16 protein-coding genes are annotated in these 16,899 nt (G+C 70.8%); 10 read left to right on the forward strand and 6 right to left on the reverse strand.

What is annotated here, in order from left to right; all coding sequences use genetic code 11:
- The first annotated feature begins 71 nt into the window (after nucleotides 1–71).
- The 4 genes from ASG74_RS04705 to ASG74_RS04720 all read left to right on the forward strand — a co-directional run bounded on the left by ASG74_RS04705 (nucleotide 72) and on the right by ASG74_RS04720 (nucleotide 4,858).
- Nucleotides 72–1,943: a DUF294 nucleotidyltransferase-like domain-containing protein gene (locus ASG74_RS04705; protein WP_056139420.1), complete on the forward strand. Its 1,872-nt coding sequence runs from the start codon at nucleotides 72–74 to the stop codon at nucleotides 1,941–1,943.
- Complete coding sequence (locus ASG74_RS04710; protein ID WP_056139422.1) at nucleotides 1,940–2,641, forward strand: exonuclease domain-containing protein; 702 nt, start codon at nucleotides 1,940–1,942, stop codon at nucleotides 2,639–2,641. The genes ASG74_RS04705 and ASG74_RS04710 overlap by 4 nt, the downstream gene beginning before the upstream one ends.
- A 97-nt stretch (nucleotides 2,642–2,738) precedes the next feature.
- Nucleotides 2,739–3,203 (forward strand): MarR family winged helix-turn-helix transcriptional regulator, encoded by a 465-nt coding sequence (locus tag ASG74_RS04715; protein ID WP_056139424.1) that lies wholly within the window; start codon nucleotides 2,739–2,741, stop codon nucleotides 3,201–3,203.
- Complete coding sequence (locus tag ASG74_RS04720; protein ID WP_200942512.1) at nucleotides 3,200–4,858, forward strand: chloride channel protein; 1,659 nt, start codon at nucleotides 3,200–3,202, stop codon at nucleotides 4,856–4,858. Before ASG74_RS04715 ends, ASG74_RS04720 begins: the two co-directional genes overlap by 4 nt.
- Nucleotides 4,859–4,861: 3 nt before the next feature.
- Here ASG74_RS04720 and ASG74_RS04725 read toward each other — a convergent pair whose 3' ends face one another.
- The 4 genes from ASG74_RS04725 to ASG74_RS04740 form a co-directional block, all read right to left on the reverse strand.
- On the reverse strand, nucleotides 4,862–5,197 hold the full coding sequence (locus tag ASG74_RS04725) for a YnfA family protein (RefSeq protein WP_056139426.1): 336 nt from the start codon (nucleotides 5,195–5,197) through the stop codon (nucleotides 4,862–4,864).
- 103 nt (nucleotides 5,198–5,300) lie between these two features.
- On the reverse strand, nucleotides 5,301–6,125 hold the full coding sequence (locus ASG74_RS04730) for a hypothetical protein (protein WP_056139428.1): 825 nt from the start codon (nucleotides 6,123–6,125) through the stop codon (nucleotides 5,301–5,303).
- Between the two features lie 79 nt (nucleotides 6,126–6,204).
- Nucleotides 6,205–6,501, reverse strand: coding sequence for a TFIIB-type zinc ribbon-containing protein (locus tag ASG74_RS04735; protein WP_056139432.1), 297 nt, complete (start codon nucleotides 6,499–6,501; stop codon nucleotides 6,205–6,207).
- A gap of 49 nt (nucleotides 6,502–6,550) precedes the next feature.
- Complete coding sequence (locus ASG74_RS04740) at nucleotides 6,551–7,276, reverse strand: CPBP family intramembrane glutamic endopeptidase (protein ID WP_056139434.1); 726 nt, start codon at nucleotides 7,274–7,276, stop codon at nucleotides 6,551–6,553.
- 22 nt (nucleotides 7,277–7,298) lie between these two features.
- On the opposite strand from ASG74_RS04740, the gene ASG74_RS04745 reads away from it, so the two are divergent.
- The 3 genes from ASG74_RS04745 to ASG74_RS04755 all read left to right on the forward strand — a co-directional run bounded on the left by ASG74_RS04745 (nucleotide 7,299) and on the right by ASG74_RS04755 (nucleotide 10,430).
- Nucleotides 7,299–8,291, forward strand: a complete 993-nt coding sequence (locus ASG74_RS04745; RefSeq protein ID WP_056139632.1) for an NAD(P)H-binding protein — start codon at nucleotides 7,299–7,301, stop codon at nucleotides 8,289–8,291.
- Nucleotides 8,292–8,370: 79 nt separating this feature from the next.
- The gene (locus ASG74_RS04750; RefSeq protein WP_056139634.1) at nucleotides 8,371–9,651 is read left to right on the forward strand and encodes an SAM-dependent methyltransferase; all 1,281 of its coding nucleotides are present in this window, start codon (nucleotides 8,371–8,373) and stop codon (nucleotides 9,649–9,651) included.
- Complete coding sequence (locus ASG74_RS04755) at nucleotides 9,651–10,430, forward strand: DUF1295 domain-containing protein (protein ID WP_056139436.1); 780 nt, start codon at nucleotides 9,651–9,653, stop codon at nucleotides 10,428–10,430. Before ASG74_RS04750 ends, ASG74_RS04755 begins: the two co-directional genes overlap by 1 nt.
- A gap of 9 nt (nucleotides 10,431–10,439) precedes the next feature.
- Here ASG74_RS04755 and ASG74_RS04760 read toward each other — a convergent pair whose 3' ends face one another.
- Complete coding sequence (locus tag ASG74_RS04760) at nucleotides 10,440–11,693, reverse strand: DUF445 domain-containing protein (protein ID WP_056139437.1); 1,254 nt, start codon at nucleotides 11,691–11,693, stop codon at nucleotides 10,440–10,442.
- Between the two features lie 55 nt (nucleotides 11,694–11,748).
- Between ASG74_RS04760 and ASG74_RS04765 the strand changes: the two genes are divergently transcribed.
- Genes ASG74_RS04765 through ASG74_RS04775 form a run of 3 tightly spaced genes read left to right on the forward strand, consistent with a single transcriptional unit; the run spans nucleotide 11,749 to nucleotide 15,385 of the window.
- Nucleotides 11,749–13,185, forward strand: a complete 1,437-nt coding sequence (locus ASG74_RS04765) for a GuaB1 family IMP dehydrogenase-related protein (RefSeq protein ID WP_056139439.1) — start codon at nucleotides 11,749–11,751, stop codon at nucleotides 13,183–13,185.
- 10 nt (nucleotides 13,186–13,195) lie between these two features.
- On the forward strand, nucleotides 13,196–14,182 hold the full coding sequence (locus tag ASG74_RS04770) for a hypothetical protein (RefSeq protein WP_056139441.1): 987 nt from the start codon (nucleotides 13,196–13,198) through the stop codon (nucleotides 14,180–14,182).
- 3 nt (nucleotides 14,183–14,185) lie between these two features.
- Nucleotides 14,186–15,385: a cysteine desulfurase-like protein gene (locus tag ASG74_RS04775; RefSeq protein ID WP_056139443.1), complete on the forward strand. Its 1,200-nt coding sequence runs from the start codon at nucleotides 14,186–14,188 to the stop codon at nucleotides 15,383–15,385.
- A 176-nt stretch (nucleotides 15,386–15,561) separates the two neighbouring features.
- Here ASG74_RS04775 and ASG74_RS04780 read toward each other — a convergent pair whose 3' ends face one another.
- The gene (locus tag ASG74_RS04780) at nucleotides 15,562–16,881 is read right to left on the reverse strand and encodes a lactate 2-monooxygenase (protein ID WP_056139445.1); all 1,320 of its coding nucleotides are present in this window, start codon (nucleotides 16,879–16,881) and stop codon (nucleotides 15,562–15,564) included.
- Between the last annotated feature and the right edge of the window lie 18 nt (nucleotides 16,882–16,899).

Below are 16,899 nucleotides of genomic sequence, written 5' to 3' on the forward strand. Positions count from 1 at the left end.
GGCTCCGCTGGCCGGCCCTCGCGGTCGGCTGAACCGCGTTCAGCCCTGTCCGGTTCTGCCACCATGTGGCCATGGCCCTCGACGTCGAGCTGTCCGAGATGCGCGACTTCCTCGCGCGTCACGAGCCCTTCGATGCGCTGCCCGGCCCTGTGCTCGATACCCTGCCCGCCCAGATGTCGGTCGAGTACTTCCGGCGGGGCACCAGGATCATCGAGCGCGGCCGCGACAACTCGCACCTCTACGTCCTGCGCTCGGGTGCGGCCGAGGTACGCGATGCCCAGGGCACCCTCGTCGACCGCGGCGGCGAGGGCTCATGCTTCGGCGCGATCAGCCTCACGCAGGGGAACCCCTCGACCGTTGAGGTCACCGCGATCGAGGACTCACTGGCGTTGCTGCTGCCGGCCGAGGACTTCCACCGGCTCTGTGCCGAACACCCCGATCTTGCGTCCTTCTTCGACGGGCAACGGTTCAGCCAGCTGAGCGGTGCGGTCGAGTCGCTGCACCTGTCGGCGAGTGGGAGCGCCATCCTCAGGACCCGGGTGCGCGACCTCGTCGGCAGGGAACCCGTGGCCGTGGCCACCACCGCGACGGTGCAGGAGGCGGCCTGCACCATGTCCAAGCACGCGGTGAGCTCGCTTCTCGTCATGGAGGGCGGTCGCCTCGCCGGCATCATCACCGACCGGGACCTGCGCTCCCGCGTGCTCGCGGCCGGAGTCGACCCTGCTGTCCCGGTGTCCGAGGTGATGACCGCCGAGCCGGTGACGGGCGCGGTGGACGCGCTCGCCTTCGAGGTGCTGCTCGAGATGGTCGGGCGCAACATCCACCACCTCCCGATCCTGGACAGCGCCGGGGTGCCGATGGGCGTCGTCACGACGACCGACCTCCTGCGCCTGGAGCATGCGAACCCGGTCTACCTCGCGGGGGACGTCGCGAAGCAGCCCGACGTCACCGGCGTCGCGCGCGTGGCGAGGCGGTTGCCCGCCGTCGTGCAGTCGCTGGTCGAGCAGGACGCCTCTGCCGACGACATCGGGCGGGTCGTCACCGCGGTCGGCGATGCGGTGGAGCGGCGGGTCCTCACCCTCGCCGAGGCGGACCTCGGGCCCCCGCCGGTGCCCTACTGCTGGGTGGCGCTGGGCTCGCGTGCCCGGCTGGAGCAGGCCCTCGCCGCCGACCAGGACAACGCCATGATCATCGACGACTCGATGCAGCCCGAGCACGCCGAGTGGTTCGAGAGGCTCGCACGGCGGGTGACCGACGACCTGGTGACCTGCGGCTACCCGCCATGCCCCGGCGACGTCATGGCGAGCAACCCCCGCTGGCGCCAGCCCCTCGCTCGGTGGCGCCGGGAGTTCTCCACCTGGTTGCACGAGCCGGTGCCCGATGCCGTCCTCGGTGCCAGCATCTTCTTCGACATGCGCCCGGTGCACGGTGACCTCTCGCTCCACGACAGGTTGCGGCGGCACGTGCTCAACTCGGCCCCGGGGTCGAGGGTGTTCCTGGCCCACCTGGCCAAGCAGGCGACCGCCCACGAGCCACCGCTCGGGTTCTTCCGTGGCCTGGTGCTCGAGAAGGCCGGTGACCACAAGGACACCCTCGACATCAAGCGAGGCGGCATCGCGACCGTCGTCGAGCTCGCACGAGCCCACGCCCTGTCGGCCGGAAGCCCGGCGGTCAACACCCAGGCGAGGATCCAGGCGGCCCGCGAGGTCGGCATCCTCGGTGACGAGCGGGCGGACGACCTGCGGGACGCCTACGAGTTCATCTCCTACGTACGGCTGCGGCACCAGGCAGGGCAGGTCCGGCGCGGTGAACAGGTCGACAGCTTCGTCGCGCCGAGCGAGCTGTCCAGCTTCGACAAGCGGCACCTGCGCGAGGCCTTCGCCATCGTTCGGGCAGCCCAGTCAGCGCTTGCCCGGCGCTACCCCATGCAGTACATCTCGTGAGCAGGTTCGGTCGCACGCCGGAGCAACGCCGTCACAAGGCCCTGCGCCGGGCGGCTCCCGGCCCCTTGCGTGACTACCTCGCGCAGCCGCTGCCCGACGTCTCGACCCCGCTGGACGACGCGCGGCTGCTCGCCGTGGACATCGAGACGACCGGACTCGACCCGCGCAGCGACCGCGTGCTCTCGATCGGCTGGCTACCGGTCGACGGCAGCCGCGTGGTGCTCGGGGGCGCAGGCCGAGCGGTCGTACGCGACGACGACGCTGCCGGGGTCGGTCAGAGCGCGACGGTGCACGGGCTGACCGACGATCGGGTAGCGGACGGCATACCGCTGGAGGAAGCAGTCGGGCACGTTCTCACCGCCCTGACCGGGCGGGTGCTGCTCGCGCACTTCGCGCGGATCGAGAAGGACTTCCTCGGTGCGGCCTGCGAGCGCCTGTGGGGCGCTGAGCTCCCCTGCGTGGTGATCGACACCTTCGAGCTGGAGCGACGTCACCTCACGCGCGGATGGGGTGACGAGGTGCCGGCCGGAGCGTTGCGGCTGTGGGCGGCTCGTGAACGCCGGGGCCTGCCGTCCTACCGTGCACACGAGGCGCTCACCGATGCGCTCGCCTGTGCCGAGCTCTACCTCGCTCAGCGAGCCGAGCTCGCGGCACGATCTCCCCGGACGACCCTGACCCTTCGCCACCTGATGACCTGACGCGGGCCGAGAGACAGTCACCACGAGTCAGGGCTGCCCACTCTCACTGCCTGAGACACGCGCCAACCCACTTCTTGCAGAGTGCAACACTTGCGTTATGCAAGAGAAAAGGTCGATCGAGCCTGCCATTGCGGCACTGCAGAGCATCACCAGGGACCTGCTGGGTCTGGCGGTCCGCAGCGTCGACGAGGTCGGCGAGGTGTCGCTGCCCCAGATGCGCCTGCTCTTCGCGATCCACGACGAGGGGCAGGTCTCCTGCACCCAGCTCGCACACGTGCTCGGCCTCAACGGTTCGTCGGTGACGCGGCTGGCTGACCGGCTGGTCGCCTCGGGCCACGTCTCGCGCCACAACGGCGCCAGCCGCTCGGTCGTCGAGCTCGAGCTGACCACGCACGGGCACGCGGTCATCGACGCGGTGCTCGCCTGGCGCTCTCGCGAGCTGCGCCGCACCCTGACCCAGCTCGATGCCGCAGCCCTGCGCGAGCTGACCAGCGGACTGGAGACCCTGCACGCCGGCCTGCAGGGTCGCTTCGACGACGTGCACGGGCCGGTGCCGCTGTGATCCGCGGCGGCACGACGAGCTCGCGCCAGCATCACAGCGGGCACGACAAGCTGGGCGACTTCAACGTCCACCCACGCATGCTCCTCATCGCGGCCTGGGCGCTGCCCGTGGGAGCGCTGGGTGCCCTCGCGGCATACCTGCTTCTCGCCCTCATCGGACTGACGACGAACGCCGTCTTCTACCAGCGCATCTCCACCGACCTCGTCGCGCCGGGCGCGCACGACCATCCGTGGTGGCTGGTCCTCGGTGCCCCCGTCGTCGGCGGACTGCTCATCGGCCTCATGGCCCGCTACGGCTCCGAGAAGATCCGCGGACACGGCATGCCCGAGGCCATCGAGTCGATCCTCGTCGGCGGCAGCCGCGTCCAGCCCAAGGTCGCTCTTCTCAAGCCCCTCTCCGCCGCGATCAGCATCGGGTCGGGCGGCCCCTTCGGTGCGGAGGGCCCGATCATCATGACCGGCGGTGCGGTCGGGTCGATCCTCGCCCAGCACCTGCGACTCACCGCGGACGAGCGCAAGACACTGCTCGTCGCCGGCGCGGCCGCCGGCATGGCGGCAACCTTCAACTCGCCCTTGGCCGCCGTGCTCCTCGCGGTCGAGCTGTTGCTCTTCGAGTGGCGCCCACGCAGCCTCGTGCCGGTGGTGGCCGCGGTCGCCGTCGCCACGGTCGTGCGCATGCCCCTGCTCGGCTCCGCCCCCATCTTCCCTGTGCTGCACAGCGACGTGCAGGTCCCCTGGGATGCCGACGTCCTCAGCCTCGTCGTCGGTGTCTGCGGCGCCCTCGTGGCGGTGGGCGCGACGGCGCTGGTCTACTTCGCCGAGGACCAGTTCGCCCGGCTGCCCGTGCACTGGATGTGGTGGCCGGCCATCGGCGGAGTCATCATCGGCGTCGGTGGCCTCATCGAGCCGCGGGCGCTCGGGGTGGGCTACGACGTCATCGACCAGCTGCTCACCGGCAACTCCACGACCGAGCTCATCGTCGGCATCCTCGTGGTGAAGACGCTGATCTGGTCCCTGTCGCTCGGCTCCGGCACCTCCGGTGGCGTCCTCGCCCCGATCTTCATGATCGGTGCCGCGCTCGGTGCGGCCGTCGGCCAGGTGTTCCCTCCGGTCTTCCCCGGGTTCTGGGCCATGCTCGGGCTCGCGGCCGTGGTCGGTGGCGTCATGCGCTCGCCGATCATGGGGGTGGTCTTCACCCTCGAGCTCACGCATGCCTGGGACGCGTTGCTCCCGTTGCTCATCGCGTCCGCGACGGCGTACGCCATCTCGGTCCTCGTGCTCAAGCGCTCGGTGCTCACCGAGAAGATCGCCCGGCGCGGCCTGCACCTCACCCGGGACTACTCCACCGACCCGCTGGAGACCTTCTTCGCCGCAGACGTGATGGACAGCAGTCCCCCCTCGCTGCTGCACGCCTCCGGCCTGGCGCGACGGGGCGAGCACTACCGGGTTGGCGCCCGGGACACTCTGCGTCACGCCGCCTACCTGTTCGCGGAGCACGAGCACACCGAAGCCGCCGTCGTCGATGCCGACGGAACCGTCCTCGGGCACCTCACGATCCAGTCGCTGCTCAAGGCTCGCCTGCACGACCTCACCGAGGCGACGGAGAAGGAGCAGGTGTTCAGCCGGCGGTTCGGCCTGCCGCCGAGCCGACGCTGACGGTCACGCCGCCCGTGGCGAGTACATGATGACCGCGACACCCACGAGGCAGACCAGCGCGCCCACCACGTCGTAGCGGTCGGGCCGGAACCCGTCCGCGACCATCCCCCACAGCAGCGACCCCGCCACGAACACACCTCCGTATGCCGCGAGGATCCGTCCGAAGTTCGCGTCCGGTTGGAGTGTGGCGACGAACCCGTAGGCCGCGAGGGCGATGATCCCTGCGCCGACCCACAGCCAGCCCCGGTGCTCGCGCACGCCCTGCCACACGAGCCAGGCGCCACCGATCTCCGCGACAGCGGCAAGGGCGAACAGGAGCAGCGATCGGACGACGGTCATGGCGCCCAGTCTCCCAAGCGCGCGGCCCGAAGGCTGGAGCGCAGTGTGTCCCGGCAGGGCACGTACCTCGTGCGGGGCCCTCTGTGACCTCGACGTCCGCTGGTCAGAGCGGGATCGGCACCCCGTGCGAGCGCAACCCGCCAGCTACGAGGTCGACCGCGATGGCGAGCACCACGGCGCCCACCAGACCGACGATGCCGGTCAACCGCTTGGGAAGCGGCGGGTCCGGACGGCGACGGAACCCGATGAGCTCCATCACGGCATACGCGATGAAACCGAGCAGCAACGGTGCGTTGAGGAGGACCCAGAACCAGAACCACCGGGTCCCCACACGCGGCGGTCCGCCGCTCAGGAGTGTCAGGAGCACGATGAGGCCACCCATGGCCGCGAGGTTGTGCCACGTGGGCGAGTCGCCGAACTCGAAGGCTCGCATCGGAGCACCGGACGCACGCAGCTCCGCCACCAGAGCCGTGGACTCGTCGCTCTCGCTGGTGCCGAAGCCGCCGGTCGCGCGAATATCCGTGTCAGCCGCGGCGACGTGCCACCGCGAGTCCCGGGTCTCCCAGACGAGAATGCCGCCGGTCGCGTCGCCCTCCGACCCGTTCGTGGTGCTGGAGGTCACGCCGTCGTCGGTGACCGACGTGGTCTCCAGCGGCGCCTGCCGGGCCTCCAGCCGGTCGAAGTCACCCTTGACGAGCTCGTCCGCGACGTACCACTGCTGCACCCCACCCTGGCTGATGTCGCTGCGCAGGTCGTCGAAGGTCGCTGCTCTCAGGCCCTGCGTCCACATCGCTCCCAGCAGGATGAGGCACACGGCGACAACCGCCCCTCCGAATGCGGTGACGAACCGTGTGTGCCAGCCGGTGTCAACGCGCGGCTGCTCGCCGATCGCGGTGTGCGCGACGTCGTCCCCAACCGCGACCGTCATGGATGAAATATGGCACGACAGGCCCCCGCTGACCAGAGGTCGACGGGGGCCTGCGAGTTGGAGGTGCCTCGCCCTCTCGTCAGTCGAACAGCTCGGAGAGGAACGACTTCTTGCGGCGCTGCCCGGAGCCGTACTGGTCCCTGCCCGGCGAGGACGAGTAGCGCGGAGCCTGCCCGTATGCCGGCTGCTGGGGTGCCGCTGCCGGCTGCGGCGTCTGCTGCGGCTGGTGCCAGGCATTCTCGGCCTGGACGAGCGCCTCGAGCTCACCGCGGTCGAGGAAGAGTCCGCCGCAGCCGGTGCACTGGTCGACGTGGACCTGGTTGCGCTCGTAGTTGCGCATCTGCGATCCGCACTTGGGACAGGTGAGGGTGCTCATGCCCGCCCCAACGAACGACGGCCCGTCATCATCCCCTCGCAGCACGCGGTCAGCCAGAGGTCGACAGGACCTGCGGGAGGAGGAAGAGCATGCCGAGCGACCACGTGAGGTGGGTGACGATCGGTCCCAGGATGCCACCGGTGACGCGGCGCTGGAGCCCGACGACCGTCCCGACGAGCGCTGCTGCCAGCACGAGGAGCGGGATGCCCGAACCGGAGACCACGAGGGCATAGACGATGGTCGTGACGAGGACGGCGTGCTTGCGCCCGACGGCGGCGAAGAGCGAACCGCGGTAGAACAGCTCCTCCGCCACCCCGTTGATGGCGGTGATGACCGCGACGACGGGCAGGGAGCCGAACCGGGCGTGGTCGAGGAGCCCGTTGACCGGCTCTCGCAGCACCGGGATGCGCGCGACGACGAGCGCGCCGACGAGGAAAAGCCCCAGCAGCATCGCCCCGAGCACGAGCGACTGGGCCACGGAGCGGCTCGGTCGGTCCCCGGCGCGCGTGTGGGACCACCCCAGGTGCAGCGGACCCGAGAGGAGCGCCCCGAAGGCCCAGATCCCGGCCAGGGCGAGCGTCGCCGGATAGAACAGGTCGTTGCCTGGCTCGATGCGCAGCGCCCACGTGTTCACGACAAGACCCACGACGAGGGTGACCGCAGCCACGATCCGCCGACGCCGGAACGCCTCATCGCTCTGGCTGTGGTCGCGCGGCACGGGCTCGACGAGGGCAGCAGAGATGAATCTTCGCAGTTCAACAACCAGATTCGCCATGACGGGTGAGACGATGCCACAGATGACTTCTCCACAGCCCCTCGTCCTCGTGACGGGCGCGACCGGCTACATCGGGTCCCGCCTCGTGCCCGTGCTCCTCGACGCCGGGATCGGCGTGCGGGTGCTGACCCGCTCCGCCGACCGGCTCCGTGCCCGGCAGTGGGCCGACGACGTCGAGGTGGTCGAGGGCGACGCCACCTCGCGCCAGGATCTCGAGACGGCGCTCGCCGGCATCGACGTCGCCTACTACCTGCTGCACTCGATGGACGGCAAGGCCGACTTCGAGGAACGCGACCGCGAGCTGGCTCGCACCTTCGGGCTGGCCGCCCAGGCGGCCGGGGTCGGACGCATCGTCTATCTCTCGGGCCTGCACCCCGACGGTGGTCACCTGTCGACGCACCTCGCTTCACGCGTCGAGGTCGGCGACCTGCTCATGGCGTCCGGGGTCCCGACGGTGGTGCTCCAGGCCGCGATCATCATCGGCTCCGGTTCGGCGTCCTTCGAGATGCTGCGCCACCTCACCAAGAAGCTGCCGGCCATGGTGACGCCCAAGTGGGTCAACAACCGTATCCAGCCCATCGCCATCGCGGACGTCCTGCACTACCTCGTGGGGGCGGCCCGGATCGAGGGTGAGGTCAACCGCACGTTCGACATCGGCGGACCCGAGGTCCTCACCTATCGACAGATGATCCAGCGCTACGCGGCCGTCGCCGGACTGCGCCCACGGGTCATCCGCACGGTCCCCGTCCTCACCCCCGGCCTCGCGAGCCACTGGGTCGGGTTCGTCACACCCGTCCCGTCCGGCATCGCAAAACCGTTGGTGGGCAGCCTCATCCACGAGGTGGTGTGCCAGGAGCAGGACATCGACGACGTCATCGGCATGCCGCCCGGCGGCAAGACGGACTTCGACGACGCCGTGGCTGCCGCTCTCGGGGGCACTGACAAGGACCGGCCCGAACCCGGCACGGTCGACCCCGCGCGCCTCACCGCCGCCGACCCCGACTGGGCTGGCTGACCCGACCCGATCTGACACCCGCGCGCACGAACTCGCGGTGGTCACCCATCCACCCGTGCGCCTGCGCCGAACAGCACTCATGAGCAGTACGCCATCGAGCCTTGCCCAACAGATCTCCGACGCCCTGAAGCCGGTCCTTCGCGGTCCAGTGCCCGTCGGTCTGCGTGTGTGGGACGGGTCGTCGACGGGACCGGCGCAGGGGCCGGTTGTCGTCCTGCGCTCGCCCGACGCCCTGCGGCGCCTGCTGTGGAGCCCGGGCGAGCTCGGGGCTGCTCAGGCCTACGTCACCGGGGAGCTCGACGTCGACGGCGATGTCGGCGAGGCCCTCGACGTGGCGCGGGCGGCGCTCGCCGCACGCGGGGTGAAGCGGCCTGCAGCCGGCACCTTGGCCCGGAGCGCACCCCGCCTCGTCGCACTCGCCCGCGAGGTCGGGGCATGGGGCACGCCGCTGCCGCCACCGATGAGCCAGGCCCGGCTCCGGGGGCGCTTGCACTCCCTGGGGCGCGACCGGTCCGCGATCAGCCACCACTACGACCTGTCGAACACGTTCTACGAGCTGTTGCTCGACCCGCACATGGCCTACTCCTCCGCCTGGTGGACCGGCAACCCGAGCACGACCGGACAGTCGCTGGAGTCGGCCCAGGGCGCCAAGCTCGACCTCGTCTGCCGCAAGCTCGGCCTGCACGAGGGGTCGCGCTTGCTCGACGTGGGCTGTGGCTGGGGATCGTTGTCCCTGTATGCCGCGGAGCACTTTGGCGCGCAGGTCACCGGGGTGACCATTGCGGCCGAGCAGAAGACGTTCATCGACGCCCGAGTCCGCGAGCGCGGGCTCGAGGACCGGGTCGAGATCCGGCTGCAGGACTACCGGGACGTGACCGACGGCCCCTACGACGCCGTGGCCTCGATCGAGATGGGCGAGCACGTCGGTCAGGGCAACTACCCGACGTACGTCTCGGTGCTGCGCGACGCGGTGAAGCCCGGCGGCCGGGTGCTGGTCCAGCAGATGTCCCGCCGCGGGCGTCATCCCGGCGGCGGCCCCTTCATCGAGTCGTTCATCGCCCCCGACATGCACATGCGTCCCGTCGGTGAGACCGTCGAACTGCTCGAGTCCGGTGGGCTCGAGGTGCGCGACGTGCACGCCCTGCGCGAGCACTACGTCTGGACCGTCCACGCCTGGCTCGACACGTTCGAGAAGAACTGGGCTGGCGTGGTCGACCTCGTCGGCGAGGAGGTGGCGCGCGTGTGGCGCCTCTACCTCGTCGGGAGCGCGCAGGCCTTCCGCGACGGCCGCATGGGCGTGGACCAGATCCTCACGCGCCGTGCGGGCGGAGCCCCGGTCGCGCATGACACGGTGCGTTGATGACCCGCTTCGTGCTCGTGACCGTCAGCTGCCTGGTCACCGCCGCGCTCGTCATGGCGATCACCGCCCTCGTCGCCCGCCGGCTCGGCAAGGTGAGCGTCGTCGACATCGCGTGGGGCCTGGTCTTCGTGGCCATCGCGTGGGTCTGTTTCGGGTTCGCACCCGGGGCCCGAGGGCTGCTCCTCGCCGCACTCGTGACCCTGTGGGGCGGACGGCTGGCATGGCACATCCGGCGCCGCGCGCTGGGCGCCGGGGAGGATCCCCGCTACGACAAGATCCTCTCAGCGGCGCCTCCCGGGCAGAGGTTCGCCCACGCGGTCCGCAAGGTCTTCGCGGTCCAGGCGCTCGCGGCATACATCGTCTCCCTGCCCCTGCAGGTCGCGGCAGCCGCGGATCCGAAGCCGCTGGGCTGGGTCGCGGCGCTCGGTGTCGTGGTCTTCGGCGTGGGCGTCGCGTTCGAGACCGTCGGCGACGCCCAGCTGGCGCGCTTCAAGGCCGACCCGGCCAACAAGGGCACGATCATGGACAGCGGACTGTGGGCCTGGACCCGTCACCCGAACTACTTCGGCGACGCCGCGGTCTGGTGGGGGCTGTTGGTTGTCGCCGCCGAGGTGTGGCCGGGGGTGCTGACCGTCTTCTCGCCGGTCGTCATGACCTATTTCCTCGCGTTCGCCACCGGGGCACGGTTGCTGGAGTCCGAGATGTCCAAGCGACCGGGCTACCCCGAGTACATGCAGCGCACGTCGATGTTCTTCCCCCGCCCGCCCCGCACGTCCTGACGCGGCTCGTCAGGTCAGCGTGGTGCTCACCGCGTGGATGACGATGCCGGCCAAGGCACCCACGACCGTGCCGTTGATGCGGATGAACTGCAGGTCGCGCCCGACGTGGAGCTCGATCCGCTCGGCCGCCTCGCGACCGTCCCACTGCTCGACCGTCACCGAGATGACCTCGGCGATCTCGGAACCGTACGTGTTGACGAAGAACGACACGGCCTCGCCGAGGTGCCCCTCCAGTCGTGAGCGCCAGGGCTCGTCCTCGACGAGGTGCTGCCCGAGGTGCTCGAGGAGCTCGTCACCCCGGACGTGGAAGTAGGACGTGGGGTCGTCCATCGCCGTCTCGAGCGCGGCGGAGAACGACCGCCAGAGACCGACCGCGGTGTCCGGCACCTGCGGGTGCGACAGCAGTCGCTCCTTGAGCGACTCGGCGCGCTCCATGACGGCGGGGTCGGTCTGGAGGTCGTGCGCCAGGCGCTCCAACAGGTCGTCGAGGGCCACCCGGGCGGGGTGGTCGGGCGTCAGGCGGATGTCCTCCAGCCACGTGAGCACCTGCTGGTAGCTCCAGCCGATGACCTTGTCGTCGACCCACGGCGGGGACCACCACGGCGCCCGCTCCCCCATGACGGACGCGAAGGTGCCGGGGTTGTCGGCCAGCCAGTCGTGCAGCTGCTCCAGCCCGAGGTCGACGAGCCCGTGGTGCGTCCGCTGCGACACGATGCCCTCGAGCAGCGAGCCCGCGATCGGGCTGATCGGCTCGTGCACCAGCCGCGGCAGGATGAAGTCGGCGATGACCTCGCGCACGTCGTCGTCGGACAGGCGCCCCAGGCCGGCGCGGGTCACCCGCACGACCTCGGTCATGACCCGCTGGCGATGAGCGGGCGCACCCAGCCAGACACCCAGCCGCTCCCCCACGTGCGCGGCCGCGAGTCGCTCGCGAGCGATCTCGTCGGTGAGGAAGTTCTCGGAGACGAAGTCCTGGAGGTTGCGGCCGATCTCGTTCTTGCGCTTGGGGATGATCGCCGTGTGCGGCACGGGCAGGCCCAAGGGGTGCCGGAACAGCGCCGTGACGGCGAACCAGTCGGCCAGCGCGCCGATCATGGCGGCCTCGGACCCCGCGTTGACGTAGCCGAGCCAGCGCGTGTCGTGACGCAACGTCACGGCATACACGATGGCGGCAAGCACGAGCAGCCCCAGCGCGACGGCGCGCATACGACGCAGGCCGACGCGTCGTTGGGCGTCGGCGGGTGACGGGGCAAGAAGGCTCACGCCCACGATCCTGCTACACGTCGGCGCGCACAGGTCGCCTCATAGAGTGTCATCCGTGCGTTTCCTCAACGACCTCCGGCCGCAGCTCGACCTGACCTACGACGACGTGTTCATGGTGCCGAACCAGTCGGACGTCACGAGTCGCCTCGACGTCGACCTGCGGTCCGAGGACGGCACGGGCACGACGATCCCCCTCGTCGTCGCCAACATGACCGCGATCGCCGGGCGCCGCATGGCCGAGACGACGGCCCGTCGCGGTGCCCTGACGATCATCCCCCAGGACATCCCGCGCGACGTCGTCAGCGAGGTCATCGGCTGGACCAAGCAGCGACACCTCGTCTTCGACACCGCGATCACGCTCGACCCGCACACGACCGTCGGGGAGGCGCAGGTGCTCATCGGCAAGCGCGCGCACGGGGCCGCCATCGTCGTCGAGGCGGACCGCCCGATCGGTGTCGTCACCGAGAAGGACCTCGAAGGCGTGGACCGCTTCGTGCAGGTCCGCGACGTCATGTCACGCGAGCTGGTCACGGTCCGCGACGACGTCGATGTCGTCGAGGCTTTCGACACCCTCAGCGGGAGCCGGCGGCGCCTGGCACCGGTCGTCGCGGCGGACGGCACCCTCGTCGGGGTGCTCACCCGACAGGGGGCGCTGCGGGCCAACCTCTACTCCCCCGCCGTGGACGCCCGAGGCGCCCTGCGCATCGGGGCCGCTGTCGGCATCAACGGCGACGTCGCCGACAAGGCCGCACAGCTCCTCGACGCCGGTGCCGACGTGCTCGTCATCGACACCGCCCACGGGCACCAGCACAAGATGGTCGAGGCCCTGAGGGCTGTGCGCGCCCTCGACCCCCAGGTCCCCATCGTCGCGGGCAACGTCGTCACTGCCGCAGGCACCCGCGACCTCATCGAGGCCGGGGCCGACATCGTCAAGGTTGGCGTCGGGCCGGGCGCCATGTGCACCACGCGCATGATGACCGCGGTGGGTCGTCCCCAGTTCTCCGCGGTCCTCGAATGTGCCTCTGCCGCAAGGGAGCTCGGCAAGCACGTCTGGGCCGACGGCGGCGTGCGTCATCCCCGCGACGTCGCGCTGGCGCTCGCCGCAGGAGCATCCAACGTCATGATCGGCTCGTGGTTCGCCGGCACCCTCGAGTCCCCCGGTGACCTCTTCACCGACGAGAAGGGCCGCCAGTTCAAGGAGTCCTTCGGCATGGCCTCCTCGCGTGCCGTGCGCAACCGGACCGCGACCGACTCCGCCTACGAGCGCGCCCGCAAGGCCATGTTCGAGGAGGGCATCAGCTCGGCCCGCATGTTCGTCGACTCGGCCCGGCCCTCGGTCGAGGACGTCATCGACGAGATCATCGCCGGACTGCGCAGCAGCTGCACCTATGCCGGCGCCCGCACCCTCGCCGAGTTCCACGAGCGCGCGACCGTCGGCCTGCAGAGCACAGCCGGCTTCGCCGAAGGCCGTCCCCTGCACCAGTCCTGGTGACCCGGGCGCCGTGCGCGTGACGTCCCGTCGCACGACGACGTATGCCGTCCTCGCGGCTCTCCTCGTCGTCCTCGTCGTCATGGTCGACTGGTTCACCACCCCACGCACCTCAGGACTCGAGGGCCAGTGGGAGACCGAGGCCGTGCGCGGCGACGTGCTCGGCGGCCGGGCGCTCGTGGCCACGGGATCCAACGTGGCGATCGACCTCGTGACCGGCACGCGGATCACGCTTGGATCAGTCGCCGGAGGTGAGCGCGCCGTGGGCGCAGGGCGGCTCCTCATCCTGCACGACGCCATGCTCGACGGGGCGGGGCTCGATGGCCGCTCCCGGTGGACCTGGCAGGGCCCGCCCGCCCACACGCTCGCGTTCGTCGCGGCCGGGACCACGACGACGGTCGTGCAGGCCTGCGGCGGGACCCCGACGGCCTGCCGTCTCATCGGGGTGGGGACCAACGGCACGCAGTCCTGGCAGACGCCACAGCCGACGGCGACCGGCACATCACGCCCCGTCGTCGGCGAGGGCGGGAGCCTGCCCACCGTCGGCGTCCTGGCCGCGACCGACGGCACGCTGCTGCTGGTCGATCCCGATACCAGCCGCGTCGTGCTTCGGCCCGCTGCCGCCACATCGGTCGGCCGGGACGGAGTGCTCATCCTCGGCGAGAAGTCCGGCGGCGAGTGCGTGCGCACGACGTTCGAGACCTTCGACCGCACGAGTGTCGCCACGACTCCCGGCCCGTGCACGGATACGTCCGCGAACACGACGCCGGCAACCCTGCCAGGTGGAGAGCGCGTGGTCGGCACCCGCTCCGACGTGTGGTGGTGGCCGTTCGGTGACGGGCGGCCGACGCTCGAGGTGAGCGCGGGTCCCACGCTCCGCATGGGCCGGCATACGGCACGGGTTGTCAGTCGCGACGCGCTCCGCAGCCTGCGCGCCGACGACACCGGAATCACTGTGCTGGACGGTGACACGGTGCGGCGCTACACATGGCAACGTTGAGCCATGACCTACGACGTTGCTGCAGTCCGCTCGCTCTTCCCGGCCCTGCAGGAGGGCGCTGCCCACTTCGACGGGCCCGGCGGCTCCCAGACCCCTACCCCCGTCGCGGAGGCGGTGCGCGCGACGTTGGTGTCCGCGATCTCCAACCGTGGTGAGGTCACGGCCAGCGAGCGTCGGGCCGAGTCGGTCGTCGTCGACGCCCGTGCAGCCATGGCGGACCTGCTCGGCGCCGACCCGCGTGGCGTGGTGTTCGGGCGCAGTGCGACAGCCCTGACCTACGACCTGTCGCGGGCGCTGGCCCGCACGTGGGAGCCCGGCGACGAGGTCATCGTGACCAGGCTCGACCACGACTCCAACATCCGCCCGTGGGTGCAGGCCGCCGAGGCGGTCGGCGCGGTCGTGAAGTGGGCCGACTTCGAGCCGGACACCGGTGAGATGCACTCCGACGCCGTGACCTCGCTCATCACCGACCGCACGCGGTTGGTGGCCACCAGCGCGGCCTCCAACCTCATCGGCACCAAGCCGCCGGTCTGCAAGATCGCCCGCGCCGTGCACGAGGTCGGTGCGCTGCACTGGGTCGACGGCGTGCATGCGACGGCGCACGACTCGGTCGACCTCGACGAGCTCGGGGTGGACTTCTGGGCGTGCTCGCCCTACAAGTTCCTCGGACCCCACATCGGAGTGGTGGCTGCGGCCCCGGCGCTGCTCGAGACCCTCACGATGGACAAGCTGCTCCCGTCGAGCGACGCGGTGCCCGAGCGCTTCGAGCTGGGAACGCTGCCCTACGAGCTGCTGGCCGGCACCACTGCGGCGGTGGACGTGCTGGCCGGGCTCGACCCCTCCGCGACCGGTTCACGGCGGGAGCGGATCCTTGCCAGCTTCGAGGCGCTGGACGCGCACGAGCACCGGCTCCTGACCCGGCTCGAGACCGGGCTGCGCGCCATGCCGGGTGTGCGGCTGTTCTCGAACGCTCGCAAGCGCACGCCCACCGTGCTGCTCACCGTCGACGGGAAGTCGCCGCAGGAGGTGCGCCGGGCCCTGGCCGAGAGTGGCGTCAACGCGCCTGCGGGGCACTTCTATGCGCTCGAGGCCTCACGTCACCTCGGCCTCGGCGACGAGGGCGGTGTCCGGGTGGGACTCGCGCCCTACACCGACGACAGCGACATCGACCGCCTCCTCACTGCACTGGCCGACCTCGCCTGAGCTCCGCGCGGTTTCCTGGGTCCGGGCACCGAGATACGGGCCCGGGCCACCTCCCTGTGCCCCTCTGGTCGGCCGTGTGCACTGCTGCGCCCCAGCGCAGCAGTGCACAGTCCCACCGAACGCGGCTGTGCACTGCTGCGCCCCAGCGCAGCAGTGCACAGCGCGGTCCGGCCAGCTCAGGCGGGCCCGGTCAGGAACGCTTTCTTGGTGATTTCAGCGATCGAGGCCGCTCCGACGAGGCCCATCGTCAGGTCGAGCTCGGCGATGACGTTGTCGATGACGTCGCGTACTCCGTCGGCCCCATCGAGCGCCAGCCCATAGATGTGGGGACGGCCGATGAGCGTGGCGTCGGCCCCCAGGGCCAGAGCGATGAACACGTCGGCGCCGGTGCGCACGCCGCTGTCGAGGAGGACGACCGGCTCGGGACCGACTCGCTCTCGGATCGTGACGAGGGCGTCGAGCGAGGCGATCGAATGATCCACCTGCCGTCCGCCGTGGTTGGAGACGATGATGCCGTCGACGCCGAGGTCCATCGCTCGCTGCGCATCGTCGGGGTGCAGTATCCCCTTGAGCAGCACCGGGATCTGCGTACGTTCGCGCAGCGTCTCGATGTGCGACCAGGACAGCCCGGGGTTCGAGTAGATGTCGAGGAACGTCTCCACTGCCGCGCGGGGCTCGGGTGAGCGCAGGTTGTCCCGGGTGTCACCGGGGTGCCGTCGCGACTGGCTGAGCAGGGTGCGTGCTCCACTCGCCGCAGCCCTGACCTTCTCGGCTCCCTTCGTGCCTTCGAGCGGCGACGGCGCGTCCCCAGCAGCGGCTACCCGCTCCGCCACGATCCGCAGAAACCTCGGGTCGGAGGTGTACTGCGCGATGCCGATGCCCTGGGAGAACGGCAACGACCCCAGGTCGAGGTCCTGGGTGCGCCACCCGAGCATCGTCGTGTCCAGGGTGACGACGAGCGCCTTGGCGCCGGCGTCCTCGGCACGGCCGATGAAGGAGTCGACGAGCTCCTCGTCGATGGACCAGTAGAGCTGGTACCACCACGGCACGTCCCCCATGACCTGCGCCGTCCGCTCCATCGGCGCGCACCCCTGCGTGGAGAAGATGTAGGGCGTGCGGGCCGCGGCGGCGCCCCGGGCGATGTCGAGGTCGGAGCTCGGCGCGACCAGGTCGGCGGCCCCGACAGGGGCGAGCATCACCGGCGCCGAAAGCGAGGTCCCGAGGATCTCGGAGCGCAGGTCACGGGTGGTCGTGCCGTGGAGCATCCGGGGCACGACCTGCCACCGGTCGAAGGCCGCCCGGTTGGCGCGCACGCTCGCGCCGGTCCCGGCACCACCGCTGACATAGGCCCACGCCTTGGCGCTCATCTCCTTGTGGGCGCGCGCCTCGAGCTCGTCGGGGTCGGTGGGCACGCGCGGCTGCTGCCCGAGCGTGCCGCGACGGTAGATGGCGCTCTGGCGGGTACGCCCCGGCCCCGGACCTTGCTGCTCTGTCATGATGCCGACGCTATCGGC

The organism is Knoellia sp. Soil729, assembly GCF_001427985.1.
In the GTDB taxonomy this organism is placed as follows: Bacteria; Actinomycetota; Actinomycetes; order Actinomycetales; family Dermatophilaceae; genus Knoellia.